This is a genomic window from Amphibacillus marinus, from assembly GCF_900110345.1.
GTDB lineage: Bacteria > Bacillota > Bacilli > Bacillales > Amphibacillaceae > Amphibacillus_D > Amphibacillus_D marinus.
In genome coordinates, this window is sequence record NZ_FODJ01000002.1 from 43,148 (window position 1) to 68,989 (window position 25,842).

Genomic DNA, 25,842 nt, shown 5'->3' on the forward strand with positions numbered 1-25,842 from the left:
TGAAAAAGGGCATAACAGCTTTGTCCTTTTTTAAAAAACGCCGCCTCTTGACCGTTGAAAAGGACCGCTATTGGATAAATAGCAGCCCAAAACTTAATTTATAAGATAATGGTAAAACGAGCACCGCCTAATGGCGATTTCTCACAGTGGACCGTGCCGTTGGAGCGCTCAACGATTGCCCGCGCTATTGCTAGACCTAAACCTGTTTCGCCACCCTTTCCCTTAATAAAGCGCTCAAATAAATGAGGGAGAAGGTCATTTTCTATCCCTGGCCCATCATCATCAATATGAACATGAATACGACCTGAGAACTGGATAACCTCGATAAACACCTTACTCTTCGCATGACGAATAGCATTAGAGACAATATTCATCACTGCCTGGAGCATTTTCTCATCATCAACGTAAATGGTAGCATCCTCTTCAATATGATGATTCAGTGCAATTTGTTGATCAAGTGCTAACGGCAAGGCCCGATCAACGGTAGACTGAACTAACTCACTTATAAATAACGTTTTCTCTTGATAAACATTTTCATCACTATCGAGCTTAGCTAGAAGAATCATTTCATTTATAATCTGCTTTAATCGACTAATCTCAGCCACCATTACTTCTAAACCGCGTTCTGCCTCAATATTTTGAAAAACACCATCTTTAATGCCCTCAGCATAGCCCTGGATCGTCATTAGTGGTGTTTTTAATTCATGACTAGCATTTTGGAAGAATTGCTGCTGTGACTTCATATAGCGTTCAAGCTCTGTCGCCATATCGATAACACTTTCTTCTACTTCTTTAATTTCACCACTTGCTCGTACCCGTTTAATATCGTCGAACTTGCGCTTTTCTATCTTTTTCAATTGGAACTTAAGCTGTGTTAACGGTGTAACAAGGCGATGTGTTAAATAGTGCGTTAGTAAAATAATAATAAGAATCCCAACAAGAAACACGATCATTAACCGGTTAAAAAAAGTTTGTTGTACTTCTTGTAAATCGTCAAGTGGTGTCACTAAAACGACATCCTGCGCAACGAGATCAGGATACATCGGGAAAATTGAGACGACATATTGCTGCTTCCCGTCATGCCAGAGTGGTTGATCAGACTGTGTTAAATCGTAAGTAGTCACCCAATCAACAATTAAATCAACATCCAAAGAAGGCGTATATAGCAAGACCTGATGGCGAACATGGTCATAAACGAACATATATAATTCTTCATTGTCGAGCCATTGTTGAAAGCTTACCTCAGCTGATAAAATACTAGAAAACACTTCAGCTTTCTCTTGCATCTGATTCTTCTCATTTTGAATTAAGTAATCAAGCAATAATGAATGAACCATAACCGCAACAATGGTCATCGTAATCACTAATAACGTTGTAAATGCCAACGTCAGTTGGGTTTGAAGTCTCATGTATTAGCCTCTTCTTCATGGCTAAGTCGATAACCGTAGCCCCAGACAGTTTCAATTGGAACACCATCCATTTTTTTACGAAGTCTTTTAACCAGATCATCAACAGCACGATCACTGCCAAAATAATCATCACCCCAAATTAGGGTTAATAGCTCTTCTCTGGAAAAGGCGCGATTTTGATTTTGGATCAGGTTTGACAGCAGCTCGTACTCCTTCGCGGTCACCTCAATCTCATGATCAGCCCAGAAAACCCGGCGATCATTATGACGTACGATCAAAGCACCCATTTGCAGTTGCTGACCGGACTCATGAGGCTTCTGCTCATAGTGAATCGTCGTTCGTTTAAATAAGCGCTTAACCCGCGCGACTAATTCTCTTGGACTAAATGGTTTTGTCAAATAATCGTCACTACCGAGCTCCAAGCCAAGAATTTTGTCAACCTCTTCATCTTTAGCAGAAATAATAATAATTGGAACATTGCTCTCTTGCCGAATTTTCTTACATAATTCATAGCCATCCATGCCTGGAAGCATAATATCTAAAATCCACATATCAGGTTGTTTGCCTCGTGTTAATTCCCAAGCTTTTTCGGCATTGTCAACCATTGAAACATGGTAGCCATCTTTTTTTAAATAGGCCGACACGATATCACGAATATTAGGATCGTCCTCGACAATAAAAATATAATTAGACATCCGGACACCCTCCTTTCATCTCTCTTTATTTTCCCATATCTCTACTTCTCTGACTAGTTAAATATCTTCCATACTTTTTTCACAATTATACCGAATTATTGCCGAAGGTGCTCGTTATACTAAGAAGTGTAGACAAAAACAAACAAAAAATTTAAAAGCTTGAAAGGAGTGGCTACAATGGACGAGTTTTTTCATAATCAAGAACAAAAGGAGGAGCACATTGAGGAGAGAACGGACCATTACCATCCCTCAAACTCAAATAAAAAACCAAAAACGAGTCTTTTAGCAATTTGGTTAAGTGGCTTAACAGGTGGGTTAACAGTTGCCATTATTGGTTTTCTCCTTTTGTTCAGTGGGATGATTCCTCTTAATACAGTGAATTTAGAAAACGGTACAAGTAGTAATAATGAACCCACCCAGAACCTGATCCAGACAGTAACAGGAGATGATGGTGTCTCATCTGAGGTATTAAGCAATGTTGCGGGTGCAGTCGTGGGTGTAGCTAATATCCAATCGGCTGATCTTTGGGCAGAAACAGCTGATGCTGGAACAGGCTCTGGTGTCATTTATAAAGTAGAAAATGAGCGTGCCTATGTCGTTACCAACCATCATGTTATTGATGGGGCTACCGACATTGAAGTTATCCTAACAGACGGAGAGCGGGTTGACGCTGAGCTTCACGGTTCAGATGAACTAACAGATTTAGCCGTTTTATCAATTGATGCGTCATACATTGATACTGTTGCTGAATTTGGCAATTCTGCTGATCTTATCGTCGGTGAAACAGCAATTGCAATAGGCAACCCATTAGGCACTGAATTTGCCGGAACTGTTACTAAAGGTATTATTAGTGGCTTAGATCGATCACTTGAAATTGATTTGAACAATGATGGCACTGCCGATTGGACTGTTGACGTTATTCAAACGGATGCTGCAATTAACCCCGGTAACAGTGGTGGCGCTCTAATTAATGCACAAGGCCAAGTTATTGGGATTAATTCAATGAAGATTGCATTGAGTTCTGTTGAAGGCATTGGTTTTGCAATACCAATTGATGAAGCACAGCCTATTATTGAGCAACTTGAGCAAGAAGGTGCTGTCTCTAGACCGTTTATGGGTATTAGTGCAATTGACTTTTCATCAGTACCACCACAGCACGTTGAACGCACATTGAATTTGGCTGCCGATCAGCTATCTGGTGGTATTGTAATAGCGGAGATCCATAACGAATCCGCAGCATCTCAAGCCGGTCTTGAAATCTATGATGTGATTACTGAGCTAAATGGTGAACCCATTAACGATATGATGGCGCTAAGACAATATTTATACACAGAAACGGAAATTGGTGATACGATCACTGTTTCATTCTACCGCGATGGTGTTGCCCAAGAGACAACTGTTACCCTCCAGGGTGAGTAGGTATTCATTCATAGAGGTTACCCCATCTCCTTTATGAATTTTATATAAATTAGTGAATGAATGTTATCATCTCATTCACAACCGCTTTTAGTAGATCATTCAAGTACAAGGCATGTCTATTCTACCCCTCTTTAATAGAAAATTGATTCTACCAAAAAGCAAGTCCCTAGCCAACTAAGCGGCTAGGGACGTTTTATTTTTCCAAGACCATATCAACATGCGGGATATTATCCTCGAGGTAGTGAGCGGTCACTTCTTTGAAACCAAATGATTGATAGAAATCCAGTAAGTACACCTGAGCATGGATTTTAATTAATTCTTCCTGCCAGTCATCATAAATAATTTCAATTGCTTTCTTTACTAACTTACGACCATAGCCATCTTTTCGATAGCGGTTGTCAACCATAATTCGACCAATTGAAGGCTCAGCATATAATACACCGCGTGGGATTAGCCGAGCATAAGCAACAATCGTTTCCCCTTCCTGAAGGAACAAGTGATAACAATCTGGATCGTTGCCATCTATTTCAGGGTATGCACATTCCTGTTCAACAACAAATACTTCCACTCGTTTTTTTAAAATCTGATAGAGCTCAGCTAATGATAGCTGTTCAAAACGTTTAACTGACCACTTCATGCTCATCACCCTTCTCTAACAGCATGTCAACATGCCAGATATTAAATTCTAAATAAGGCTCGGAAATAACTTGAAAGCCATACGATTCATAAAGGTCCTTTAAGTAAGACTCAGCTTGGATTCTTACTACCTGTTCGCCCATTTGTTCAGTAAGGTGGTGGACGCCTTTATCTAATAGCTCTCTACCATACCCAAAGCCTCGCTCACTCTCTTTCACAATAACTCGTCCCAGTGAGGCCTCCTGATAATAGTTTCCACTGGGAATTAACCGCATATAAGCAACTATTTGATCATTTTTTTGTAAGAAAATATGTGTGGACACTTGATCGTAATCATCAAGATCACGATATGTACACTTTTGTTCGACAATAAAGGTATCCACTCGTAACTTTGCAATCTGATACCATTCTAATGTTGTAAATTCCGTGAATTTCTTCATCTTCCATTTCAGCATCAAATCACCCCTTCTTACTATTTCTTTTTCATTTTTCAACATTTTGCGGTAAAATTATCATAACAAACTTGGAGGGAAAGTGGTATGGAAATGACTAGCATTGGCTTTATTGGTACAGGTGTAATGGGCCGTAGTATGGCCTTAAATCTATTAAAAGCAGGACATGAGCTACATATTTACACAAGGACAAAGCAAAAAGCAGCGCCGCTATTAGCGGAAGGTGCAACTTGGCATGATTCAATCGCTGAGCTGGCTCCAGCTGTTGATGTTATGATTACCATCGTTGGTTATCCAAGTGATGTTGAAGCCGTTTACTTAAGCGAATCTGGTATTATTAATAATGCCAAGCCTGGCAGCTTGCTCATTGATATGACGACATCAAAACCTTCGCTTGCTGAAGAGATTACGCGCACTGCACAGGCTCGTGGCTTAATAGCTTTGGACGCGCCCGTCTCAGGCGGTGATATTGGCGCACGAAATGGAACCCTTAGCATCATGGTTGGCGGTGATTCTGAAGGATTTGAACGTGCCCTCCCATTGTTTGAAATTATCGGGGATAAAATTATTCATCAAGGACCAGCCGGAGCCGGTCAACATACAAAAATGTGTAATCAAATTGCCATTGCCTCAACTATGTTAGGTGTGACCGAAGCCATTGCTTATGCACGAAAGGCTGGTCTGAACCCAACTCGTGTCCTCGACAGCATTACAACAGGGGCAGCAGGAAGCTGGTCGTTAACTAACCTAGCACCGCGTATGATTAAAGGTGATTTTGCTCCAGGCTTTTATGTCAAACACTTTATTAAAGACATGCTTATTGCCTTGGATACCGCCGAAGAAATGGGCCTTGAAACACCAGGGCTACAGCTTGCCCATTCTTTGTACCAGGATTTAGCCGAGGCTGGTGATGAGGATAGTGGTACACAAGCATTAATTAAGCTGTTTTCATAAAAGCTGAACGTCTATGTTAACTGAATTATTTTTTGGTTTTGCGCGGATAAACTAGCAAGAACGCTAATTTATCCGCTCTTTTTTAACTAGGTACCGCACGGTTATTGTTTAAATTTCCAAGACTCCTTAAGCTATTTCCGCGCACCTCTTCTTTTTTCAACGATTCTTATCGTTACTTCCTTTCACCACGACCACTTACCCTAATTCAGTGCCTCTTCAGCAAATCATTTAAGAAGTTTTTCTGTACTAGCGCTTGAAAGGCATTAACCTGTGGTAAAGTGTCTGCACCCTCACCAATCGTTAACCAATTCGAACGCTTTACTGGTCGATTGGCTAGAACGATAGGTTCAATAATAAATTTGCTTTGATCAAAATCTTTAATTACAGTCTCTGGTAAGACACTTCTCCCGACCCCATGACTAACCATTTGTTTGCATGTTTCAATTTGATCAACTTTAATAGTAGCCAGAGTGTTCTCAAGGAAACGACCTTTAAGCCATTGATTAATGTCGACATGATAGCTACTATCAGACTGGTGCTCGATAAATGGGCGGGCATCTGAACGTTCGTTTATTTCAACATAATAAAGGGGGGCATCAAATAAATGATACGTGTTTTTAGCATCTGGGCGCTGACCTCTAGTGAGCTTGACGTGATAGTTACCTTGTAGGACATTATCTGACAATCCTACTGTTACTTCCACACGAACAGCCGGATAACTGGTCATAAATGTTTTTAATAACTGGGGCATAATGTACTGACCAATTACTGAAGAGACGCCAATTGTAATCGTACCAGATACCTCTTCTTTTAATGCTTCTATCCGTTGTTTCACCACTAATTCCTCAGCTAAGTAATGCTTAGCAAAAGCCAACACCTCTTCACCAGCAGGCGTAAGAACCATTTTTCTGGCGGTACGAACAAAGAGTGGTTCACCCCAATAACGCTCAATTTGCTGTAGGCGTTGACTGACAGCAGGCTGAGAGATATAAAGCGCCTCTGCAGCACGTTGAATTGTACAAAATTGATTTACAGCAACAATTAATTTTAGATCATCAGCCTTCATCTAATCACCTATCTATAAGTTTTTCTTATTAAAATATATAATTATTATATCTTATTCTTATTGAAAAAGCACTGCTATACTTATATGCTGAGGGGGAATTTGATGAAGCAATATATTGGTATTTTAGTAAGTTTTTTTTGTTCAGAAATAAGTAAAACCCTTTATTTCGTGACAATTGCTTGGTTATTATATCAAGTAACCGGTCGGGCTGATTTTACTGGGTTGCTTGTTAGTCTTGGCTTTTTACCAAGTTTACTAAGCAACATATATATCGGTGTCATCGTTGATCGTTTTTCGACAAAGCTCATTGCTTCTATCGCGCTAATTGGAAACCTAATTGCAGTTAGCTTGATGTTCGCAAGCTTGTCGCTTGGATCATTAGTTCCAATTATTGTTTTTTCTATTCACATGTTCCAGCAATTAATGGGAACTGTCTTTCGTACGACGCTACAAGCACATAGTGCGAAGAGTTTCCCACCACAACAGCTTCCTAAAGTTATTGCTTACACCAATGCAGTAACCATATTCGGTGCATTAATTGGTGCAAGTGTTGGTGGTTGGTTAATTAGACAAGAATGGTTGATATTGACAGTTAGCTTAATTATTGGCTTTTATTTACTTGCAGTAGTTACCGTCAACTTTATTAACAGTTCCGCAGTGACAAATCAAGACAAACCAAAAAAAACCAGCCTACATCGCCAGCTTATTGATGGACTACATTACCTAATTAAACATCCCTTTTTATTTCGCTTATTTAGCATGACCATGGTCGGACAGCTTGTCTACCATACGAGCATTGGCTTCCTCTCTGTTTACACCATTGACCACATTAATGAGCAGGCAACAACTTATGGTTGGCTCGATGCAACGCTATCTGTTGGTGGGGGGTTAGCTGGGCTCGTCGGCTTTTGGTGGTTTAGAAAAACAAGACAGTTTCATACCGTTGGTTCGCTAATTCTTACTGGGGCTGGGCTCCTCATCCTTGCCTTGCCAAGTAACTTTACTTTTCCCGCTTTTATCGGGGTAAGTTTAATCGGGTTAGGAACAACTTGGATTCGGGTGTTGTTACAATCCACCCAGCAAATCCTCACCGCCAGGGCCTATCATGGACGGATGTCTAGCTATCGAATGCTAATTAATCACGGTTCCATTGTCATCTCGGCACCATTTCTTGGCTGGATTGCTAATCAATATCGGGCAGCGAATGTCTATGCTTTTCTATTAATTCCTGTGGTGGGCGCCTTAATAATTGCTATCCTTCCACGCACTCTTTCTTTACTCAAGCAAGCAGTTACTCAAAGTCTCTCATAATACTGACTCACGATCCAAGCCAAATCATCATTGCCATATGCCTGCAAAGCTTCTAGTAACAGAAAGGTATCAATATCACCTGCCAGATTTAACTCGACCACGTCCTCCATAATGGTCGTGAGTTTACTAGAGGCTTTCTGATTAGGATATGCTTCTTGATAAAGTTTATAGGGGTCTAACTTATGATTTAAGCACCATTGGGCAAACAGGAGGATCATCTCATTTTCACCTTGCTCATACTGTTCGATAACAAATTGGTCCCGTTCGTTAGTCGCCATATTTTCACGCCCTTTTTCTTCACAATATAACGAGAATCTGGTTAGCTTGCAACTTTTTTGCTACTCTATAAAAAAAGCGATGGGGACGATCAGATATAAACCCTGTTCTTTATTAATAATATTAGATAAGTTAAACTACTGTTTTAAATAACACCCATAATTAACTTAAAGGTTGAAAAAGTATGATAAATTCCTTATAATATAAAGTCGCAAGAGACTATGATGATTACGCCTTAATCCGTATCTTGCAAATACGATGAATTAGGTGATTAGAAAATGAGAGAATATCAAATTTTATTGTACTATCAGTATGTAACAATTGAAGACCCAGAAACATTTGCCAAAGAGCATAAAGCACTTTGTGATTCGCTGGGCCTCAAGGGCCGAATTCTTGTTGCTACTGAAGGGATTAACGGGACATGTTCAGGTCCCGTTGCAGCAACAACAGCCTATATCGAGGCGATGCAGGCTGACCCACGCTTCAGTAATATGCCGTTTAAAATTGATGAAGCTGATGGGCATGCCTTTAAAAAACTTAAGGTCAAGCCACGAGCGGAGCTAGTTACGTTGAGACTAGGTGTTGAGGATATTGATCCGCACCAGGTTACAGGCAACTACCTCAATCCTAAATCATTCTATGAGGCAATGCAGGATGAGGATACCGTTGTGATTGATGCACGTAATGATTATGAGTTTGATCTTGGTCATTTCCGTGGTGCAGTTCGTCCTGATATCCGTAATTTCCGCGAGCTACCGCAATGGATTGATGAGCACAAAGAGAAATTCGAGGGTAAACGTGTTCTCACCTATTGCACGGGCGGAATTCGCTGTGAAAAATTCTCAGGCTGGTTAATTGAAAAAGGCTTTGAAGATGTTCACCAATTGCATGGTGGCATTGCAACGTATGCAAAGGACCCCAGCACGAAGGGACAGCTTTGGGATGGCAAAATGTACGTTTTTGATGAACGTATTAGTGTACCGATTAATCAGGTAGAACATGTAATTGTTGGGAAGGACTACTTCGATGGTTCACCTTGCGAGCGCTATGTCAACTGTGGGAACCCTGAATGCAATAAACAAATTCTAGCTTCTGAAGAAAACGAACACAAATATTTAGGTGGCTGTACAGACAAATGTCGGACCCACCCACGTAATCGCTATATTGAAGCGCACAATCTAACATTAGAAGAAGTAAATAGACGTTTAGCTGCTCTTGAAGCAGAAGCTTTATCATAAGAAAAGGTGGGGACTTAGTCCTCACCTTTTTCAACTCATAAATTCGCTTGCAAGGATGCCCCTCATGCCCAAACAATCTTACCCAACCATTGTTTAGCACAAGAACCCAAGAGAAACCTATCCTTTGACAAACGGATTGGTGCTTGCTATCTTTATCTCAAGGAGGCGAATGTACGTGAGTGTTCATCAGTTTTCAGCAAAGCTTAGCAATGGACAAGTTAAGGATTTATCTGATTATCATGGTAAGGTGCTACTGATTGTCAATACGGCAACGAAATGCGGGTTGAAAAATCAATTTAACGGCTTGCAGCAGCTCTATGACGATTTTAAGGATCAGGGCCTGATCGTACTCGGTTTTCCAAGTAATCAATTTTTAAATCAGGAACCGGGTGATGATGACCAAATTCAACAGACCTGTCAATTAAATTTCGGTGTTGATTTCCCTCTCTTTAGTAAGATCAAGGTTAACGGCAAGGATGCGCACCCACTCTATCAATATCTAACAAAAGAGGCTTCGGGCATTCTAGGTGGAGCAATTAAATGGAATTTCACCAAATTTCTGATTGATCGTAAAGGTGAGATTATTAAGCGTTATGCACCCACAACAGAACCAGAGGAAATGGTTGAAGATATTAAAGCATTACTATAACTAAGTGAAAAAAATCCTTCGAAAAATATAGAAGGATTTTTTTATTATGCTCATTCTTTTTTTGCATAGGAATACCAATCTTGCACACGCTCTATCTCAGGCAGTTTAATGCCCCGAACAAGATAATGTCGGCCAAGAAAATTGTTTAATATCGATGCTTTAATGTTGGCATAGCCTAATCTTCGTTGAATTAAACCAGCATAAGCGGACATGGCCTGAATGCGTGGTCTCTTTAATAAAATCGTTTCTTTAGACAACCAACCCCAAGATTGTAAGGTCAGCTGTTGGCCATTTAAATAACATCCACTCACTTGATATTCTAAAATTATATACAAAAAGCTAGGAATAAGAAAAACGAGAAGCAAGAGATACGGTAATGATAACAAATACCAAACAACTAGACCAACGACTAGTGTTAGTAAACTTGCTAAGCCGATGTTCAAATAAAGATAGCGACGTGAGATCCGCGCAACTTGTTCAGGCATATACGTATATTCAGGTAAAATCTCAGCTAAAAAAATTGCAATCTCCTTTTTCTTAATTAATGGAAAAAGGATCGTTCGCATACTTTCTTTTTGATCAGCTTCACCACCAGCAATCTCTAAATAGATAGTTGCAAACCGTAATGGTAACCGCAGTAAATTTTGCTTGACGACCACACCTTGAATACGCTTTAACGGGAAGGTAAGTTGTTTCTTCTCCCATAGTCCCCGTGTGATTAATATTTCATCCTCATACCTGACCACGGTAAAATCGCCATACTTTATCACCGAGCCAATGACACCTGCTAGCCAAAAGAGCAATAATACAAATGTACTAAGAATAATTAGCGTAATAATCGATTGCGCGGTCAGCCATGATGATACGAAGTCAATGATTTGTTCGGGAATAAATTCTTCCACTCCTAACCCAAAGATAAAGAGAATACTCATTAACACACCAAGTCCACCAGATGTGGAACCAAAAAGAAAAAGGTGCTTGTAGCTTGCTTCATATTTGGGGAGTTTCCTTTCTAACGCAAAGTCATAGTCATACGAGTTACCATCTTCATCATTGACTTGAAACTGTTTTAACAGCTTTCTAATTGCTTGGGCATCAGTCATAGAAAGTGAAGTGAGTTTAGCGTCAACTTTCATATCTCTTCCAGCCGTTTCAATTTGCAGCTCCGTCAAGCCAAGTAAGCGATGCAAGATATTTTGATTAAAGTTAATCGATTGAATGCGCTGTTTAGCAATTGAACGTTTTTGCCTGATAAAAATACCTTTTTCAATCAATAAGCCATCTGTGTTTACCATATAAGTAAATCGCCACCACGATAGCCAGCTGTATAACAGGCTGATAATGACGAACACACCAATTGCAATAAAAATATACTGCTCATAGCCATCAATATTAAAGTAAACAAAAAACGCTGATAAAAATAGCCACAATGATTCTTTTAAGATTTTAAATAGTCGAAAAAACAACGCACTTATATGTAAACGTTTTGACTCAAACATCATCCTGTTCCACCCTTGCTAAGATAGAAATCTGATCACGGAGTTGTTCTGCCTCTTCCTCACTAAGTGCCGGGATCTGATGGGTCGTTGCCGCTGTTGAGATTTCTAAGCTTGCTAGCCTAAATTTCTTTAAGATCGGTCCTTGCTTTGTATCCACGTGCTGGACACGAACCATTGGTACTAAGGTACGTTCAATAATTAACATACCATGCTGAATATAAATCTCCTGCTCAAATAACTGATAACGCCATCTTCGCCATCTAAATGCCGGAATAGCTATGGCAAGGATAGCAATTATTATGGTGACAATTGAAGATGAAATCAGTATCCACTTTGACCAATTGTGAGCATAAGTAAAATAAGCAATTATCCCTGTTACGACAATAAAAAAGCACAAGTAAATTAAACCATGAAGTCTCCAAACCTTTATTGCTGATTGCTCTATTCGTTTCTCTGGCGCCTCACGCATTATGTATCACTCCTCTTCCATATAGACCCATTATAACGGATTGCCCACTATTAACATAGATATATTTCTAATTAAATTCAATAAAACGGAAATCAAACATTTATCTAATGCCACGGTAATTTCACTCAGCAAGCTTAAATATTAAAAAACACCATAACAACTACCTAGATACACGCTTAAACCCCAATCTAAGAAAAAAACTCCCTACCACGTTAGTGCGCAGGGAGACATCTTACATCATACTAACTCTTTAATTAGGTTCGCCATTTCAATGGCAGATAGTGCTGCTTCTGCGCCTTTATTACCAGCTTTTGTACCAGCGCGCTCAATTGCTTGCTCAATCGACTCGGTTGTTAACACACCAAAGATCGCAGGCACCCCTGTTTGCATACCCACTTGTGCAATACCTTTAGCAGCCTCGTTGCAAACATAATCAAAATGTGGGGTTGCACCACGAATAACAGTGCCAAGTGTAATAATTGCATCATACTTCCCTGACTCAGCCATCTTCTTTGTAATCATCGGGAGTTCGAATGCCCCAGGCACCCAAGCCACTGTTACATCTGCTTCCTTAACACCGTGACGGTATAGCGCATCATAGGCCCCGCTTAATAGTTTACTCGTTATAAATTCATTGAATCGTCCGACAACAATACCTATTGATAATCCTGTTCCAACTAATTGTCCTTCTATTCTATTCATCTATTTAGTTCTCCTTCACCATGTAATAGGTGCCCTAATTTAACCTGTTTTGTCATCAGATAGTGACTATTGTTTTGATTAGGGCTAATCTCAATTGACTTTCTCTCAACAACGCTGATTCCATATTGCTTAAGGCCCGTTACTTTTCTCGGGTTGTTCGTTAAGAGCTTAATTTGATTAACGCCAAGTTGCTGTAATATTTGAGCTGCGCTAGCATAATCGCGTAAGTCATCAGCAAAACCTAACTGTTGGTTAGCCTCTACCGTATCAAAGCCAGCTTCTTGTAACTTATAAGCCTTTAGCTTATTGACTAACCCTATCCCTCTGCCCTCTTGACGAAGGTAGATAATAATCCCATTGCCTGCTGATTCAATCTCTGCTAAAGCTTGCTCAAGCTGGGGACCACAATCACACCGCTCAGATCTAAACACATCACCCGTCAGACATTCTGAATGAACGCGTACAAGTGGTGGTTCTCCGGCATTGACCTGACCTTTTACCAGCGCAATTTGCTCCTTACCACTCCCGTTTTCTGTATAAGCGATCATTTTAAAAAGCCCATATGCAGTCGGTAGTTCAATTTCAACTTCGTGATTAATTAGCTGATCATATTGCTTACGATAATGAATTAAATCTTTTATTGTCACAATTTTCATGTTCTCTTGTTTAGCAAGTAAGATTAACTCAGGTAAACGAGCCATTTGACCATCCTCACTCATAATCTCACAAATTACTCCTGCTGGTACGGAACCAGCTAGCTTCGCTAAATCAACAGCTGCTTCGGTATGACCAGGGCGGGCTAGCACGCCCTGCTCCTTAGCAACAAGCGGAAAGATATGGCCTGGTCGTTTAAAGTTGTCGGCTTTCGCATCTGGCTTAAGTAAGCCTTGGACAGTTTGAGCACGTTCATAAGCACTTATGCCTGTATGCGTATCTGCGTGGTCAATGCTAACTGTAAAAGCCGTACCATGCTGATCAGTATTTGTTGTTACCATTTGATTAAGCTTTAGCTGCTGGGCCCGTTCCTGTGTAATTGGTGTGCAGATAAGCCCTTTACCTTTAGTCGCCATATAATTAATCGCCTCAGGTGTAACATGCTCAGCAAGCATGACAAAATCACCCTCGTTCTCACGATTTTCATCGTCAACCACAATAATTATTTCGCCTTTCTTTAATGCCGTTAATGCACTTAATATGGTATCCATCTTCTCACTCCTCATCACCATTAAAAGCCGTACCGTTCTAGTGTTTCCTTGGTTATCTGATTCTTACTTTGGGCAATCTGGCTAGTCTCTAACAGGCGACCCAAATATTTAATTAATAAATCAAACTCCAGATTGACAGCTTCACCTTGTTTCCTCTCACCTAGGCTCGTTGCCAGTTGTGTTTCTGGAATTAGCGCTATTACAAATGTCTTATCTGTTACGCTAAAGATCGTTAAAGACGTACCATCAACAGTTACTGATCCTTTCTCGACTAGATAAGCTAAATCTTCAGGATTAATGGCGATTGAAACGTAACGGGCATTCACCTCAGACCAGACACGCTCAATTATACCAACGCGGTCAATATGTCCGGAAACAAAGTGACCACCAAAACGGCCATTTGCAGCCATTGCCCGTTCTAAGTTCACGACAGTGCCTGACTTAAGCTCAGCTAAGGTCGTACTTCGAAACGTTTCAGGCATCACATCAGCGATAAACTGCGATGCTGTAAATGCTGTAACAGTTAAACAGACGCCGTTAACCGCAATGCTATCACCAATTTTTACATCTTTAGTAACAAGCCTTGCATTCACGATTACTTTGAGACTAGCACGACTATGTTTAATGGATGAAATGGTCCCTTTCTCCTCAATAATACCAGTAAACAATGTTACTCAACCCCCTTGATTGGGCGTGCAATAAGCTTGATATCTCGGCCAACCTGCTCAACTGCTTCAAAAACAAGCTGATAGCCATCCTTCATTTTCAGTGGTGATTTGCCACCAGTAACTGCAATTGCATCTTGCCCTGTTAAAAGCTTTGGTGCGATATACCAATGACAAACTTGAAAAGCGTTAGCCTGAATAAAGCTGGTGAGAATTTGACTACCACCTTCAACATAGACAGACTGAACACCATGATTACCAAGGGCATCTAGGAGGGTGTTAATCTCAATTTCTTTGCTTTTTAACTGTATTACTTTTATATGGGGATATTTTCCCCTGAATAGCTCTACATCTGCTTGACTTCCACAAATAAGCCATGTTGGAGCAGCATTATTAAGAATATGACGATCTCCTTTTATCTCTAAATGAGTTGCTAAAACAATTCGAATGGGATTCTTTCCGTTCTGGGGCTGGCGAACGGTTAAATGGGGATTATCGGTTGCAACCGTTTTGCTTCCGACTAATATGGCATCATACTTTGCGCGTTCATTATGAACATCCTCACGTGCCTCAGCTGAGGTCACCCAGCAGCTATCACCGGTTTGAGTAGCCACTTTTCCATCCATCGTCATTGCCGCCTTTAAAATGACAAATGGACGCTTATACTTTAAATAGTGAAAAAATGGTTCGTTTAATTTTGCGGCTTCTTCCGCACCAAGCCCAACCTCAACGTGTATACCAGCCTGCTGAAGTTGGTTAATTCCTTTACCCGCAACTTGAGGATTGGGATCTGCCATAGCAATGAAAACGCGGCTTACTTGTCTGTCAATTAAAAGCTGTGCACATGGTGGCGTTTTGCCGACATGTGCACACGGCTCTAGTGTCACGTAAACATCGGCTCCCTTTGTTTCTGCTCCTGCTTGTATTAAAGCATATACCTCGGCATGAAGCCCACCCGATTTTAAATGACTTCCCAGACCGACAATTCGCCCATTTTTAACCACAACAGCTCCAACAGAGGGGTTCGGGCTTGTTTGGCCAATTGTCCCACTTGCTAAACTTAGCGCTAACGCCATATAATCTTCTTTTTTCATTTTTTCACCTCCCTAATTATCTGAAAATAAAAAAGCCCTAGATACAAACTTTATCTAGAGCTTTGTGCAAGTTAAATAAGCGTTTATTGCCCATTTCAAAACAATAAACGTCAATATGCTATAGTCTCTATCATCATTTTCTATAACATAAAGTAGACATAACAAATAGCGTTACATCGTCCATTCTTTTTCTCATCCAGACTTTAACTGTCGGCTTTGGAATCTCACCAAATCCACCTTCTCAGCGCAAGCTGATCCGGGTCACGGACTTGAGGTATAGCGGCTACCTCTCACCGTCGGTCGGGAATTACACCCTGCCCCAAAAGAATTTTTCCTATTCGATTGTGAATAGTTTATCATACTTGATTTAAAAAAGCACTTAATTAATTTATAGATTTGTTATAACTATTAAATGAGTTCGTGAAATAGATTGGATTGGTAAAGGCAATTAATTTGGATTGCTGCTTCGCTTGCTCATATAGCTCTGCTCTTATCCATTTTAAATCTTGATACATTCCCGAGAACGTAAGTGAAAAGGTATTTTTCTCCACTGCTAAACGCCCTTTATTTGACACAAGCTCCAGTTGTATAGCTTGGTCATCTCTTAACCAACGTTCTGACCAAGCTCTTACTTCGATCGATTCACCACTAGCTTGAATGCAGTCACCGATTGAATAGATTGTTCCCGCAACGGTAGCCTCTAATAATAATGGCGGACCATATGAAACTGTTAAAGCGCCATTTCGAATGGCAGTAATAAATGTCTCTCTAAAGCTTGCTTGATTAACTATACTTGCCTCATCAACATGTACATATGTATAGGCTAGAGCCAGTTGTTCTTCCTGATTATGATGCCAATCTCGCCCTGAAGTTGCTGATATAGTATAGCCTTTGTTTAACAATGTCGTCCAAAAATCAAATGCCATCTTATTATAGTATCGATTATTCGGATCGCTACCATTCCACACCTCAATAAAATCAATAGCATCAAGATGATTCATCATGAACTCCCAATGGCACCCAGTTCCTAATGGATTTCCAATTCGAAATGGATGCGCTATACCTGCAATAGCTCCATTTCGGTGAATATTGGCTAAACCACGCTCTAGATCAGTTGGACCAATAGAGCGCCAATCTGTATAGGTAAGCTCTTCATACCCTAATGTAAGCAGATGACCATAAAAGGTTGTCCATTCAAGACCATATAAAAGTTGTACCGCTGTATTTTCGTTTATCGCTCTTAATTCTTCAAGTGGGCTAATCGTATTGTGATCGGTAATGGCAACAACCTCTAGTTCAAGCTGTTCCGCCTGTTCAACAATTTCAGTTAGAGATTGACGACCATCACTATGATTGGTATGCACATGCAATTCCGAGCGTAGCCATTTCTTTGCGACTTGTGAAGTGGATGAGGCGTGCTGATCAATCTGGTTAAGCGGGATCTCATCGATAGTTAGACTATGTTGCCAGGGCGAATAAAGCATTGAGCTTGGCGTCTGATTCCTCCCTTCAACTTCAACCTTTAGCTTAAAGGTACATGTTTCAGTTACAAGTGCATGTGCGCTAATGGTGATGGCCCACAAACCTTCTGGTAAACTCCCCTTTAACATACCAGGCGATGCGCTTTGCTCACTTAGGGTAACTAGCTGTGTAGCCTTATGACAGTGGCGTGCTCCCCTAAAGCCATTGGGGTCATCAACCGAAAGCGTTAAAAGATTCTTTATTGGCAAGTGTTTATTAATTTGATTAGCTTCTGTCTCAGCTTCAACCCAACCCTGATAGTGATCGAGCGCCTGTGAAATAATTTGCTTTGCTTGGTTATTATCGTCTAAGAAAGCGGGTGAAAAAGCAAAGCTAATCATTACTTGATTTGACTCCATTGGTACAAAAAAGGTGAATGATGAATGGGATTGCGTGCTTGATTGCTCTAGTGTTGTTGTTGTTTCAAAGATTGTCTGCATAATGGGATACTCCTGTGGTCTTTCGCCAAATTACTTGCTCTGATTGCTCGTGAGTAAGCTGCACTTGAAAGGTTTCATTGAGATGAACGTTAATCCCGGTCTCTTGGTCATATGAAAGAACTTTAATTCCTTTTACAGTAACTGATGGTACTGCATCGTTAATCATTCGAACAGACAGCTTTTCCATATCCGAAAAACGTTTCTGTTCTGGCAGTGGGATGGCTACTGTGAAATGGCGATAAGGACCTGTATAGGCAGCCCAAAAATGATTATTACGCCATTTGTTTAACGAGCTTGAATAGATTGTTATATCATTCTTTAATTGGCAAGTGAAATCAATTGCCGGTATTCCTAACTCGATATTCCAAACAGAAGCCTGCACAAGCAGATAATTCTGCAAGTCTGTTAATTGCTCGCGAGCAAGCTGACGATTTGCCTCCCAAAACATCACGTCATTAATGTAAGGGAATTTCTCCATCACAATTTCTCTTGGTTCCATTGAAAGTTGCCAATGATAGCTCGGTAAGAGCGAGAATGAATAGTCACTGGTAATCTGATCGGTAAAGTTTCCGTTACATGTAGCAGTTTGCAGAATCGGGCGACGATCTTCTATTAGTTCACCATGATAGCGTTTAATTTCATGCTCCGCACCTTGATACTCGATATGATCAATCTTATTTTCCTCAGTCAAATAAACGCGTGCCATATATTCAATATCAAGAAGTCGGCCCCACTTTGCCATTAGTAATTTAGCTGGTGTCCCTTCGTCTTCATGACTAAACACAATATGATATTCAATTACCTTACCATAGGCCCATTCCTCAATAAAATAGATCATTTCTAACGGTATGTCTGTATATAAATTGTCATAATCACTGTAAACAGCCCGACCATAAAGCTTTGGGGCATACTGAAGTGCAAGTTCTTCATCTGACTGATAATCTAACTGTTTTATGATAATTGAATCGACATTTACAATAGGTAACTGGACTGCCTGTGGATGACATGCCTCAAGTTTAAGTTGATGCGTTCCTGATGGAAGCGACCCTAATAATTGTTTATAGTTAAAGGGTGTTTGCCCATAGAAAATAATGAAATCCTGTTGATACGCTTCGTTTAAGTAGAGTCTAATCATAACCCCTTCATTATTCAGCTGTTGCCAGTTTGTATTTGCAGAGGCAATTAATTCAATTGCATAGTGGCCATCTTCCTCTACTTGAATCGATCCGCTCCATGTTTCACCTAACTGTAATGCTTTGTCAACAATAAGTCGCTCCTCCATTTTTTCAGCTCCTTTTTATATTAGCTCAACTCTTTTTTCGAATGCTTCATGTTACTCCAAATGTAAAAACAACCAACAGCAGAGCTCAACAGAAACATGAAAACAGCTAAGCTACTCGACTGGCCAATCTCGTTAAATACCGAAAAGTGCTGTTGCATCGAAACCCCTAGCATTTGTGGGGCGTTGCGGTCAATGAGAAAGGGTGCGGTGAAACTACCGATAATCCCCATAAACAAAAAGGTAATTGCCACTAGCATCGTCTTGTAAGAAAGCGGTAAAATAAAACGAATAAATAGTTGCCATTTCGTTGCACCAACATCTCTTGCCCCTTCAATGATCGAATTAGGAATACCTTGCAAGGCAGATAAAAGTAACATTGTCGTAAATGGAATGTTAAACCAAACATTAATCATAATTAAACCTCGTACATGATAAATAATTGGCAGCATATTATCTGTCCCAATTAAACGCGCAACCCAACCATTATTACGGTAGAAGTTAATAAAACCATATACTGCAATAACACCTGGAATAAACATCGGAATGAGATAGAGCTTATTAATTAGCTTTGAAAAAAAACGCGTACTAAATCGCAAGTAGAGTGCAATTCCATAAGCAATTATTAGAACAAAAAAACAGGAGATAATTGTCACAAACATGGTGTGCCGGATGTTTTGACTAATAAGTGGTTCCGTAAAAATGTAGCGGTAATTGTCCCAGCTCCATTCCCCAGCCCGATTTTGAAGGCTTGTCCGAACAGACATCATGACCGGATAGGCAACTAATACAAGTAATGTTAGGAAAGAGGGCATAACCAGCCCTATTCCTAACACCTTTCCTTTCAAAAGTCTGCTCATTGCGCAGCCACTTCTCTTTGCCAGCGCTTGACTAATTCCTCACTTAGTTCACCACCATTAAAGATGCGATAGCCATCGCTTACGTCACTAAATCGTTCTTGATCTTCTTCTGAAAGAAGATCCCACCTAATACCAGGGTAGCCATACATTTGATCAATGACAACCTCTTGTGCCTCAACAGTTAAAACAAAATCTAGAAAAGCTTCCGAAGCTTGTTTCCGTTCATCAACCCCGTTATCAGCAATCATTAAATAGCTTGGGCCACCAGTAAACGCTGGATTAATCTGCTTAAGCTTTGTTGAGCTTGGTAGCATGTTCGTATTTATTTGTTCTAATGCCATGTCGGACCACGCTGGAATCATATCCACCTCTGAGCTAGCAAGTAAATCTAGTGTCCCTTGATTCTTCTGTGGATAGATACCATCATTATACAAAGAAGATGCTAAGTCTCTTAGTAAAGCAAAACCAGGAGCCCAATCATCCATAATACTCTCATCTTGAATGTTCATTGCCTCATCTGGTAGTTGATTATAAACTGCCGTCAGCACAAACGAGCTTCCAGCGCCGCCGGTACTCGGATCATTATAGGCAAACCTCCCCGGGTTATCCTTTATCCACTGATAGAGCTCTTCGGCTGTGTCAGGAACATCAGCAACAGCATCTTCATTGTAGGCTAGCACCACAGAAGAGGCACGGTAAGGAACAGCCATATTATTAGCACCTGTTAAATTTGATTCGTCAATATTTGATAGGTTAGGAATACCTTCCTCATCCAACTGATAAAATAACCCCCCTTCATTTTCACTGCGAATAATATCAGACAGGGTCCCTTCATAAATATCAATGCCCGAATCGTTATTTGATTGCTTGGCCGCTATTAACCGATCCATTGTTGATTGTCCACCTGTCCCTGAGGGAATGAACACAAGGTTAACTTCGATCTCGTCTTGTGTCTCTTCAAACATTGGGATTACTGTTTCCCAATAGGCCTCAACATTTTGTGAGCCCGTACTATAAATTGAAATGGTGGTTCGACCATCAGCATTAGCTCCCTCACCTTCTCCACAAGCTCCTAAAATTAAGCCCATCAGAATAAGCCCTATCACTACACCTATTTTCTTTACTTGTCTAAATTGTTGCATATGCCTCATTCCTCTCCAAATAGTTTTCATTGCTATCTTGAAATGATTGAATTCTTGTCAGCGTAACGTGTACAATCCGTCCTAGCTCTACTGTGTTAATCTCATTTTTATCAATAAACATTTTTAATTGACCAAAGATGGTATGTAGCGTTACCTCAACATAATGACCGAGCATCATTATCTTTGCTACTTTAGCTTCAATACTTGGTTTCCCTTCACTTAACTTAACATCCTCTGGACGAATACCAACAGCCACCTCGCCAATTAGCCCTCGTTCATTGGGGAAAATTAGCTGATCAATTCTAATCCCGTCTGGTTGCGCGTAGCCCTTAATAAAATTCATTCGACCAATAAATTGCGCGACAAATAGTGAAGCAGGCTTATGGTAAATCTCATAGGGTTGTGCGACTTGCTCAATCTTCCCCCGATTCATCACAACGATTCGATCTGAAATTGATAGAGCCTCCTCCTGATCATGTGTGACAAATAGCATGGTCAAATTTTGTTCGGCTTGAATTTCTCGCAATTCCTCACGTAACTCATGGCGTAATTTTGCATCTAAGGCTGAAAAAGGCTCATCAAGTAATAATACTTCTGGTTCTAGTAATAAGGCACGTGCTAAAGCGATCCGTTGTTGCTGGCCTCCTGAAAGCTCACTTGGGTATTTCTTTTCACTTCCTGTCAAGTGAACAAGGTTTAGTGCCCAATCGACTCGTTCAGTAATAAATGATTTTTTCTTCTTTTTAAGCTTTAAGCTAAAGGCTAAGTTGTCATAAACCGTCATATGAGGCCAAAGATTGTAGCTCTGGAAAACCATGGCACTCGGACGTTTTTCTGGGACGACATTCGTCACATCTCTATCGCCAATTCGAATAATGCCTTCGCTTGGGTCAACAAATCCTCCTACGCTTCGTAATACAGTAGTCTTACCACATCCTGATGGGCCTAAGAGTGTCACAAGCTCACCTTTTGCTACCTCAATTGATATGTCTCGAACACCTTCACCTGTCTGATAGATTTTGGATAAGCCTTCTACTGATAATTGTATGGACATGATTCTCTACTCCTTTTGTAACTATTTCAACTTAAACCCGTTAGCAAAGGATTCTGCTCCGACAAATTTTCGAGCTGCTACAAGTAACAAGATAGTCGGTAACGTTAAAATGACTGAAAATACTGAACCAGCTGTACTTGGATAATCGGCAATAATTGAATACATAATGACTGGCATTGTCCGATAATCAGGAATACCAACTAAAAACGTACCTTCCGCTTCATTTAAAGAAGATAAAAAAGTAAATACAGAAGCAACAATAATGCCTGGTTTTGCCATCGGTAACGTAATGTGCCAAAAGACCTTTAATGGTGATGCGCCTACATCACGAGCTGATTCTTCTTGTGAGCGATGAACATTCTCAAACGCAGCCGAAGGAATCCAGGTCATATACATGAGGGTGTTAATGAGATGAATAAGAACAATCCCAACAAATGTATTCATTAAGTTAAGCTGGTAAAATAGGACAGCGATTGAAACGTACAGACCCATTTTAGGAAAAGCATTTGTTAACAAAAATGAAAATAGAAAAAAGCGCCTTAAAGGAAATTGGATGCGCGCAAATGCATAAGCTGCTGGAATACAAATAAGTAATGAAATTAGTGTTACAATTGTGGCAATAAGAAAGGAGAGCCAAATTGAACTAATAATCGCATCGTTTTGTAACACAAATGTCCACCATGTTAGGGACCATTCACTCGGCAAGCGATCTGGGTATTGCCACTCGCCTGAAAATGCCAGCAGTAGTAAATTTAATAATGGACCAAAGAAAAAGATAACAAAGATGAAGAAACAAACAAACCCTGTAAACTTAAGCTTGCCTATTAATTTAATAAACCACAAAAAATCACCTCGCCCTTCCTGCCTGACTTATTAAATAGAAATATAGACCTCTATAGATAATAAAGGGGATAAATAATTAGTTTCATTACTTATACACAAAAGAGGTCTATACCTCTTTAATTAAAATATAACATTAGAGTATTAAGATAGGGTTAGCTGAATGTATAGCTTGTGTTAAGAATCATGGCTAATCCATTTATTTTCCCAAGAAAAAGCCTGATTAGAACTTCAGCACAAACATCCAGACGTTACCATAACCCATTAGCGTGTGCTAAATATTAGATTAGAGCTACAGGAGAATATGACTGGTGTGTCTAATTAGTAGAGGGATAGAATGACAATATAAAAAACTACTTAAGGTTAGTGGTGTCCCTTAAGTAGTTTGCTTAGTTAATAGTCTATTCTTGTTCGTGAGATCGTAAATTTAAAAACGTCATTGCGAAAGTAATCAAAAGAATATAAAACAGGTATATTATGACGATCATAGTGTAGTTGCTTTAAAAGCAAAACAGTTGAATCTGGATGTATTAATAATTTTTGGCAATTTTGATCGGTATGTAGCGGCACGATAATCTCTGATGTAGCATGCCGAATACTAATCTTTGCAATACTTTGTAAATATTGAAACAAAGAACCAATTGAACCTTTTTGAATAATGTCATCTTTCACAAGTTTTGCGGGAATAATATTCTTTGAGAAAACAACTGGCTCATTATTTGCTGTTCTAATCCGTTCATGAATGATGACCTCATCATCTGATAGCAGATTTAATTGCTTAGCCCAATCCTTCTCTGGTTGCTCAATAACGAGCTTCTCCCTTTGTTCACCGTCTTCAAGACCGGCGTGTTTAATCATATCGGTAATACTCATTAATTTCTCCAAACTATTTGGCATTATCGGTAGTTGGTTAACGACAAATGTCCCAACGCCATGCTTGACATCTAATTTCCCTTCATTTGCTAATCGCTGAATGGCAGCTCTTACTGTCACACGACTTACTTTGAATTGTTTAGCTAATTCAACTTCAGCAGGTAGACGATCACCGATACGAAAACGCCCAGCTTCGATATCCAATTCTAGCTCTTCCTTAATCCTGATATATTGTGGCTTCATCACAATCATCCTTTTTTTAACTTTAAACTTTAATTAGCATATCACCAAATCAGTTAAAGTTCTATCAAAAATTCATATCTTCTTGATCAAACCAGACTGCTTTAAAGTCAAGCCAACCTAATGCATTAATGTGAATATTTTTAAAATAGCTCGGATAAATTGCATATTGGTTCAGGCGATAAAGATACATACCATAGAATTTTGCACTAACTTTTTCTTCAAGTTCATCAAGTAATCCCAACGCTTCATTAGGTTGGCGCACCGTTGTCAGACAATTCTCTACCTGACCTTTAAGCGTTGGTGGAAGATGATGTGTTAGCAGACTTTGACTACCCAAAAAAGCTTTAAAATAGGATATTAAAGGATGATCATGAGCAATCTGTTCACCCAAGAGCATATCATATTGATGAAGCTGTTGTTGGAAAAAGTTTTGATAATCAAATACTTTTAATTGTACACGTACACCAATTTTATTTAACCGCGCACAAATCCAATTAGCATCCTGTTCGTTTCCTGCCCCTTGATAACAAGCAAGTGTTAAGACTTCACCTTGATACTGACTTGCTTCAATTAAGTGCTTGGTATCAGGTAAACATTTCCTTGTTTTTTCATGTTGCTCTAATTCTCTTCGCATGCGCGATGCCGTTAGATAGCGATTGCCACCCAATTGTTTAATTAGCTCTGCCGGCTGAACGGCGCTAATAATTGCTTGACGAAGTTGCTCATTTTTTGCTAATGGTCCCGCTTGGGCATTAAAGGTTAATAATTTACTACCGTGATCAATATGCGTATATGCTTGAAAATCTCGTTGTTCATGTTTATAAGGGTAATGATAGAAATTTAAGTTAGCGTACTTAGCTTTGACATCAATGTCAGTATTGTCATATAAGCTCGGAAAGAAATACAAGGTAATCTGATCCAGAAAAGGGCGAGTATGATAATAGTTATTATGCACAGCTAGATTCAGCTTTTGCTCAGTGTTTTCAATTAATTGATACGGTCCCGTCCCAACCATCTTTCCTGCTTGATCCTTGATGAAAATTGCCCCAGCTAGCGTCGTCAAACATGCTAGTAAAAAGGGCATCGGTTTATTAAAGCGGAGCTTAACGGTTAATTCATTAATTGATGCAATACTATCAAGGTGCTCGAACACCCAATGGTACGGGGAGGCATTATCATGTTGGTGAAGTTGGATACAACGACAAACATCAGCAGCAGTTACGCGTTCTTGATGATGAAAGTAGACTGCTTTCCTTATATATAAGGTCCATTTAGTAAATGATTTGTTTACTGCCCAGGTATGAGCTATCCCTGGCCTAACCTCTTGTGAACCTGATTGAAATTGAACAAGCGTATCATACAAATATGACATAAAATGATTTTCTGTACGTCGATCAACGCGGAGCGGATCTAGAATGGGCAACGGTCGATAAGACGGAAAGCGTAAATGATCAGTATCCTCTTGATCAACGTAGCTCAAGATAAAGTCCAGAAAGGTAGCTCTTGTTAAGAATGAATGGTCAGTTTGATATTTTTGGAGAAATGATAGTGCCTGTTCAATTGATTTTTCTAAGACTAACCGTTTTGCTTCAGTTTTAACAACCTGTTCAAGAGTACAAACAAATATAATTTGCGAACGATTCCCTCGGCCAAGTCCACTGTACCATTCAATCCATTTATTATCTTGCATTTTTTTAATAATGTTTTTAACATGTCGCTCAGTACAGTGTAAAAGTCTTGCTAGCTCAGGAATAGTAACAACAACTGTAGCCTGTTGCCCTTGCTTTTCTTTAAGCTCCCACAATAAGGAGAAATACTCTATCAATTTAAAATCACCTACCTTTACTAAAA

At 39.8% G+C, this 25,842-nt stretch carries 25 protein-coding genes and 1 riboswitch; of the genes, 5 read left to right on the plus strand and 20 right to left on the minus strand.

Annotated elements, in window-relative coordinates; all coding sequences use genetic code 11:
- Positions 1-98: 98 nt before the first annotated feature.
- Positions 99-1,409 (minus strand): sensor histidine kinase, encoded by a 1,311-nt coding sequence (locus BM000_RS04195; protein ID WP_091495134.1) that lies wholly within the window; start codon positions 1,407-1,409, stop codon positions 99-101.
- Positions 1,406-2,104, minus strand: coding sequence for a response regulator transcription factor (locus BM000_RS04200; RefSeq protein ID WP_091495136.1), 699 nt, complete (start codon positions 2,102-2,104; stop codon positions 1,406-1,408). The genes BM000_RS04195 and BM000_RS04200 overlap by 4 nt, the downstream gene beginning before the upstream one ends.
- Positions 2,105-2,281: 177 nt before the next feature.
- On the opposite strand from BM000_RS04200, the gene BM000_RS04205 reads away from it, so the two are divergent.
- The gene (locus tag BM000_RS04205) at positions 2,282-3,523 is read left to right on the plus strand and encodes a S1C family serine protease (RefSeq protein ID WP_091495138.1); all 1,242 of its coding nucleotides are present in this window, start codon (positions 2,282-2,284) and stop codon (positions 3,521-3,523) included.
- Between the two features lie 193 nt (positions 3,524-3,716).
- Here BM000_RS04205 and BM000_RS04210 read toward each other — a convergent pair whose 3' ends face one another.
- Both BM000_RS04210 and BM000_RS04215 read right to left on the minus strand, forming a co-directional pair.
- Complete coding sequence (locus BM000_RS04210; RefSeq protein ID WP_091495140.1) at positions 3,717-4,160, minus strand: GNAT family N-acetyltransferase; 444 nt, start codon at positions 4,158-4,160, stop codon at positions 3,717-3,719.
- Positions 4,144-4,614, minus strand: a complete 471-nt coding sequence (locus tag BM000_RS04215) for a GNAT family N-acetyltransferase (protein ID WP_091495142.1) — start codon at positions 4,612-4,614, stop codon at positions 4,144-4,146. The genes BM000_RS04210 and BM000_RS04215 overlap by 17 nt, the downstream gene beginning before the upstream one ends.
- An 84-nt stretch (positions 4,615-4,698) precedes the next feature.
- Between BM000_RS04215 and BM000_RS04220 the strand changes: the two genes are divergently transcribed.
- A complete protein-coding gene (locus tag BM000_RS04220; RefSeq protein WP_091495144.1) occupies positions 4,699-5,565 on the plus strand; it encodes an NAD(P)-dependent oxidoreductase in 867 nt (288 codons plus the stop codon).
- A gap of 205 nt (positions 5,566-5,770) precedes the next feature.
- On the opposite strand, the gene BM000_RS04225 is transcribed toward BM000_RS04220, so the two are convergent.
- Positions 5,771-6,631: a LysR family transcriptional regulator gene (locus BM000_RS04225; RefSeq protein WP_091495146.1), complete on the minus strand. Its 861-nt coding sequence runs from the start codon at positions 6,629-6,631 to the stop codon at positions 5,771-5,773.
- 102 nt (positions 6,632-6,733) lie between these two features.
- Here BM000_RS04225 and BM000_RS04230 point away from each other — a divergent pair, with 102 nt between their 5' ends.
- Positions 6,734-7,942: an MFS transporter gene (locus BM000_RS04230; protein ID WP_177178203.1), complete on the plus strand. Its 1,209-nt coding sequence runs from the start codon at positions 6,734-6,736 to the stop codon at positions 7,940-7,942.
- Here BM000_RS04230 and BM000_RS04235 read toward each other — a convergent pair.
- Complete coding sequence (locus tag BM000_RS04235) at positions 7,927-8,220, minus strand: hypothetical protein (RefSeq protein ID WP_091495150.1); 294 nt, start codon at positions 8,218-8,220, stop codon at positions 7,927-7,929. The two genes, BM000_RS04230 and BM000_RS04235, sit on opposite strands and share 16 nt — an antisense overlap.
- A gap of 276 nt (positions 8,221-8,496) precedes the next feature.
- On the opposite strand from BM000_RS04235, the gene trhO reads away from it, so the two are divergent.
- A complete protein-coding gene (gene trhO / locus BM000_RS04240) occupies positions 8,497-9,456 on the plus strand; it encodes an oxygen-dependent tRNA uridine(34) hydroxylase TrhO (protein ID WP_091495152.1) in 960 nt (319 codons plus the stop codon).
- Positions 9,457-9,631: 175 nt separating this feature from the next.
- The gene (locus BM000_RS04245; protein ID WP_091495154.1) at positions 9,632-10,105 is read left to right on the plus strand and encodes a glutathione peroxidase; all 474 of its coding nucleotides are present in this window, start codon (positions 9,632-9,634) and stop codon (positions 10,103-10,105) included.
- 50 nt (positions 10,106-10,155) lie between these two features.
- Here the strand turns inward: BM000_RS04245 and BM000_RS04250 are convergent, their stop codons facing one another.
- The 14 genes from BM000_RS04250 to BM000_RS04315 form a co-directional block, all read right to left on the minus strand.
- Positions 10,156-11,607: a PH domain-containing protein gene (locus tag BM000_RS04250; RefSeq protein ID WP_091495156.1), complete on the minus strand. Its 1,452-nt coding sequence runs from the start codon at positions 11,605-11,607 to the stop codon at positions 10,156-10,158.
- Positions 11,597-12,073 (minus strand): PH domain-containing protein, encoded by a 477-nt coding sequence (locus BM000_RS04255; RefSeq protein ID WP_091495158.1) that lies wholly within the window; start codon positions 12,071-12,073, stop codon positions 11,597-11,599. Before BM000_RS04255 ends, BM000_RS04250 begins: the two co-directional genes overlap by 11 nt.
- 237 nt (positions 12,074-12,310) lie before the next feature.
- Positions 12,311-12,775, minus strand: a complete 465-nt coding sequence (ribH, locus tag BM000_RS04260) for a 6,7-dimethyl-8-ribityllumazine synthase (RefSeq protein ID WP_091495160.1) — start codon at positions 12,773-12,775, stop codon at positions 12,311-12,313.
- On the minus strand, positions 12,772-13,980 hold the full coding sequence (locus BM000_RS04265; RefSeq protein ID WP_091495162.1) for a bifunctional 3,4-dihydroxy-2-butanone-4-phosphate synthase/GTP cyclohydrolase II: 1,209 nt from the start codon (positions 13,978-13,980) through the stop codon (positions 12,772-12,774). Before BM000_RS04265 ends, ribH begins: the two co-directional genes overlap by 4 nt.
- Positions 13,981-14,000: 20 nt before the next feature.
- On the minus strand, positions 14,001-14,648 hold the full coding sequence (gene ribE, locus BM000_RS04270; protein ID WP_091495164.1) for a riboflavin synthase: 648 nt from the start codon (positions 14,646-14,648) through the stop codon (positions 14,001-14,003).
- A 2-nt stretch (positions 14,649-14,650) separates the two neighbouring features.
- Positions 14,651-15,739: a bifunctional diaminohydroxyphosphoribosylaminopyrimidine deaminase/5-amino-6-(5-phosphoribosylamino)uracil reductase RibD gene (gene ribD, locus BM000_RS04275; protein WP_091495166.1), complete on the minus strand. Its 1,089-nt coding sequence runs from the start codon at positions 15,737-15,739 to the stop codon at positions 14,651-14,653.
- A gap of 180 nt (positions 15,740-15,919) precedes the next feature.
- Positions 15,920-16,070: riboswitch (FMN riboswitch) on the minus strand.
- 52 nt (positions 16,071-16,122) lie between these two features.
- Positions 16,123-17,700, minus strand: a complete 1,578-nt coding sequence (locus BM000_RS04280) for a CehA/McbA family metallohydrolase (RefSeq protein ID WP_091495168.1) — start codon at positions 17,698-17,700, stop codon at positions 16,123-16,125.
- Positions 17,684-18,982 (minus strand): hypothetical protein, encoded by a 1,299-nt coding sequence (locus BM000_RS04285; protein WP_091495170.1) that lies wholly within the window; start codon positions 18,980-18,982, stop codon positions 17,684-17,686. Before BM000_RS04285 ends, BM000_RS04280 begins: the two co-directional genes overlap by 17 nt.
- A 20-nt stretch (positions 18,983-19,002) precedes the next feature.
- A complete protein-coding gene (locus BM000_RS04290; RefSeq protein WP_091495172.1) occupies positions 19,003-19,839 on the minus strand; it encodes an ABC transporter permease in 837 nt (278 codons plus the stop codon).
- A complete protein-coding gene (locus BM000_RS04295; RefSeq protein WP_091495174.1) occupies positions 19,836-20,981 on the minus strand; it encodes an extracellular solute-binding protein in 1,146 nt (381 codons plus the stop codon). Before BM000_RS04295 ends, BM000_RS04290 begins: the two co-directional genes overlap by 4 nt.
- A complete protein-coding gene (locus BM000_RS04300) occupies positions 20,968-22,035 on the minus strand; it encodes an ABC transporter ATP-binding protein (RefSeq protein ID WP_091495176.1) in 1,068 nt (355 codons plus the stop codon). Before BM000_RS04300 ends, BM000_RS04295 begins: the two co-directional genes overlap by 14 nt.
- A 21-nt stretch (positions 22,036-22,056) precedes the next feature.
- On the minus strand, positions 22,057-22,878 hold the full coding sequence (locus tag BM000_RS04305) for an ABC transporter permease (RefSeq protein ID WP_091495178.1): 822 nt from the start codon (positions 22,876-22,878) through the stop codon (positions 22,057-22,059).
- A gap of 390 nt (positions 22,879-23,268) precedes the next feature.
- A complete protein-coding gene (locus BM000_RS04310) occupies positions 23,269-23,991 on the minus strand; it encodes a GntR family transcriptional regulator (protein ID WP_177178204.1) in 723 nt (240 codons plus the stop codon).
- A gap of 64 nt (positions 23,992-24,055) precedes the next feature.
- Entirely contained in the window at positions 24,056-25,816 is a 1,761-nt protein-coding gene (locus tag BM000_RS04315) for an ABC transporter substrate-binding protein (RefSeq protein ID WP_091495182.1), read from the minus strand.
- Between the last annotated feature and the right edge of the window lie 26 nt (positions 25,817-25,842).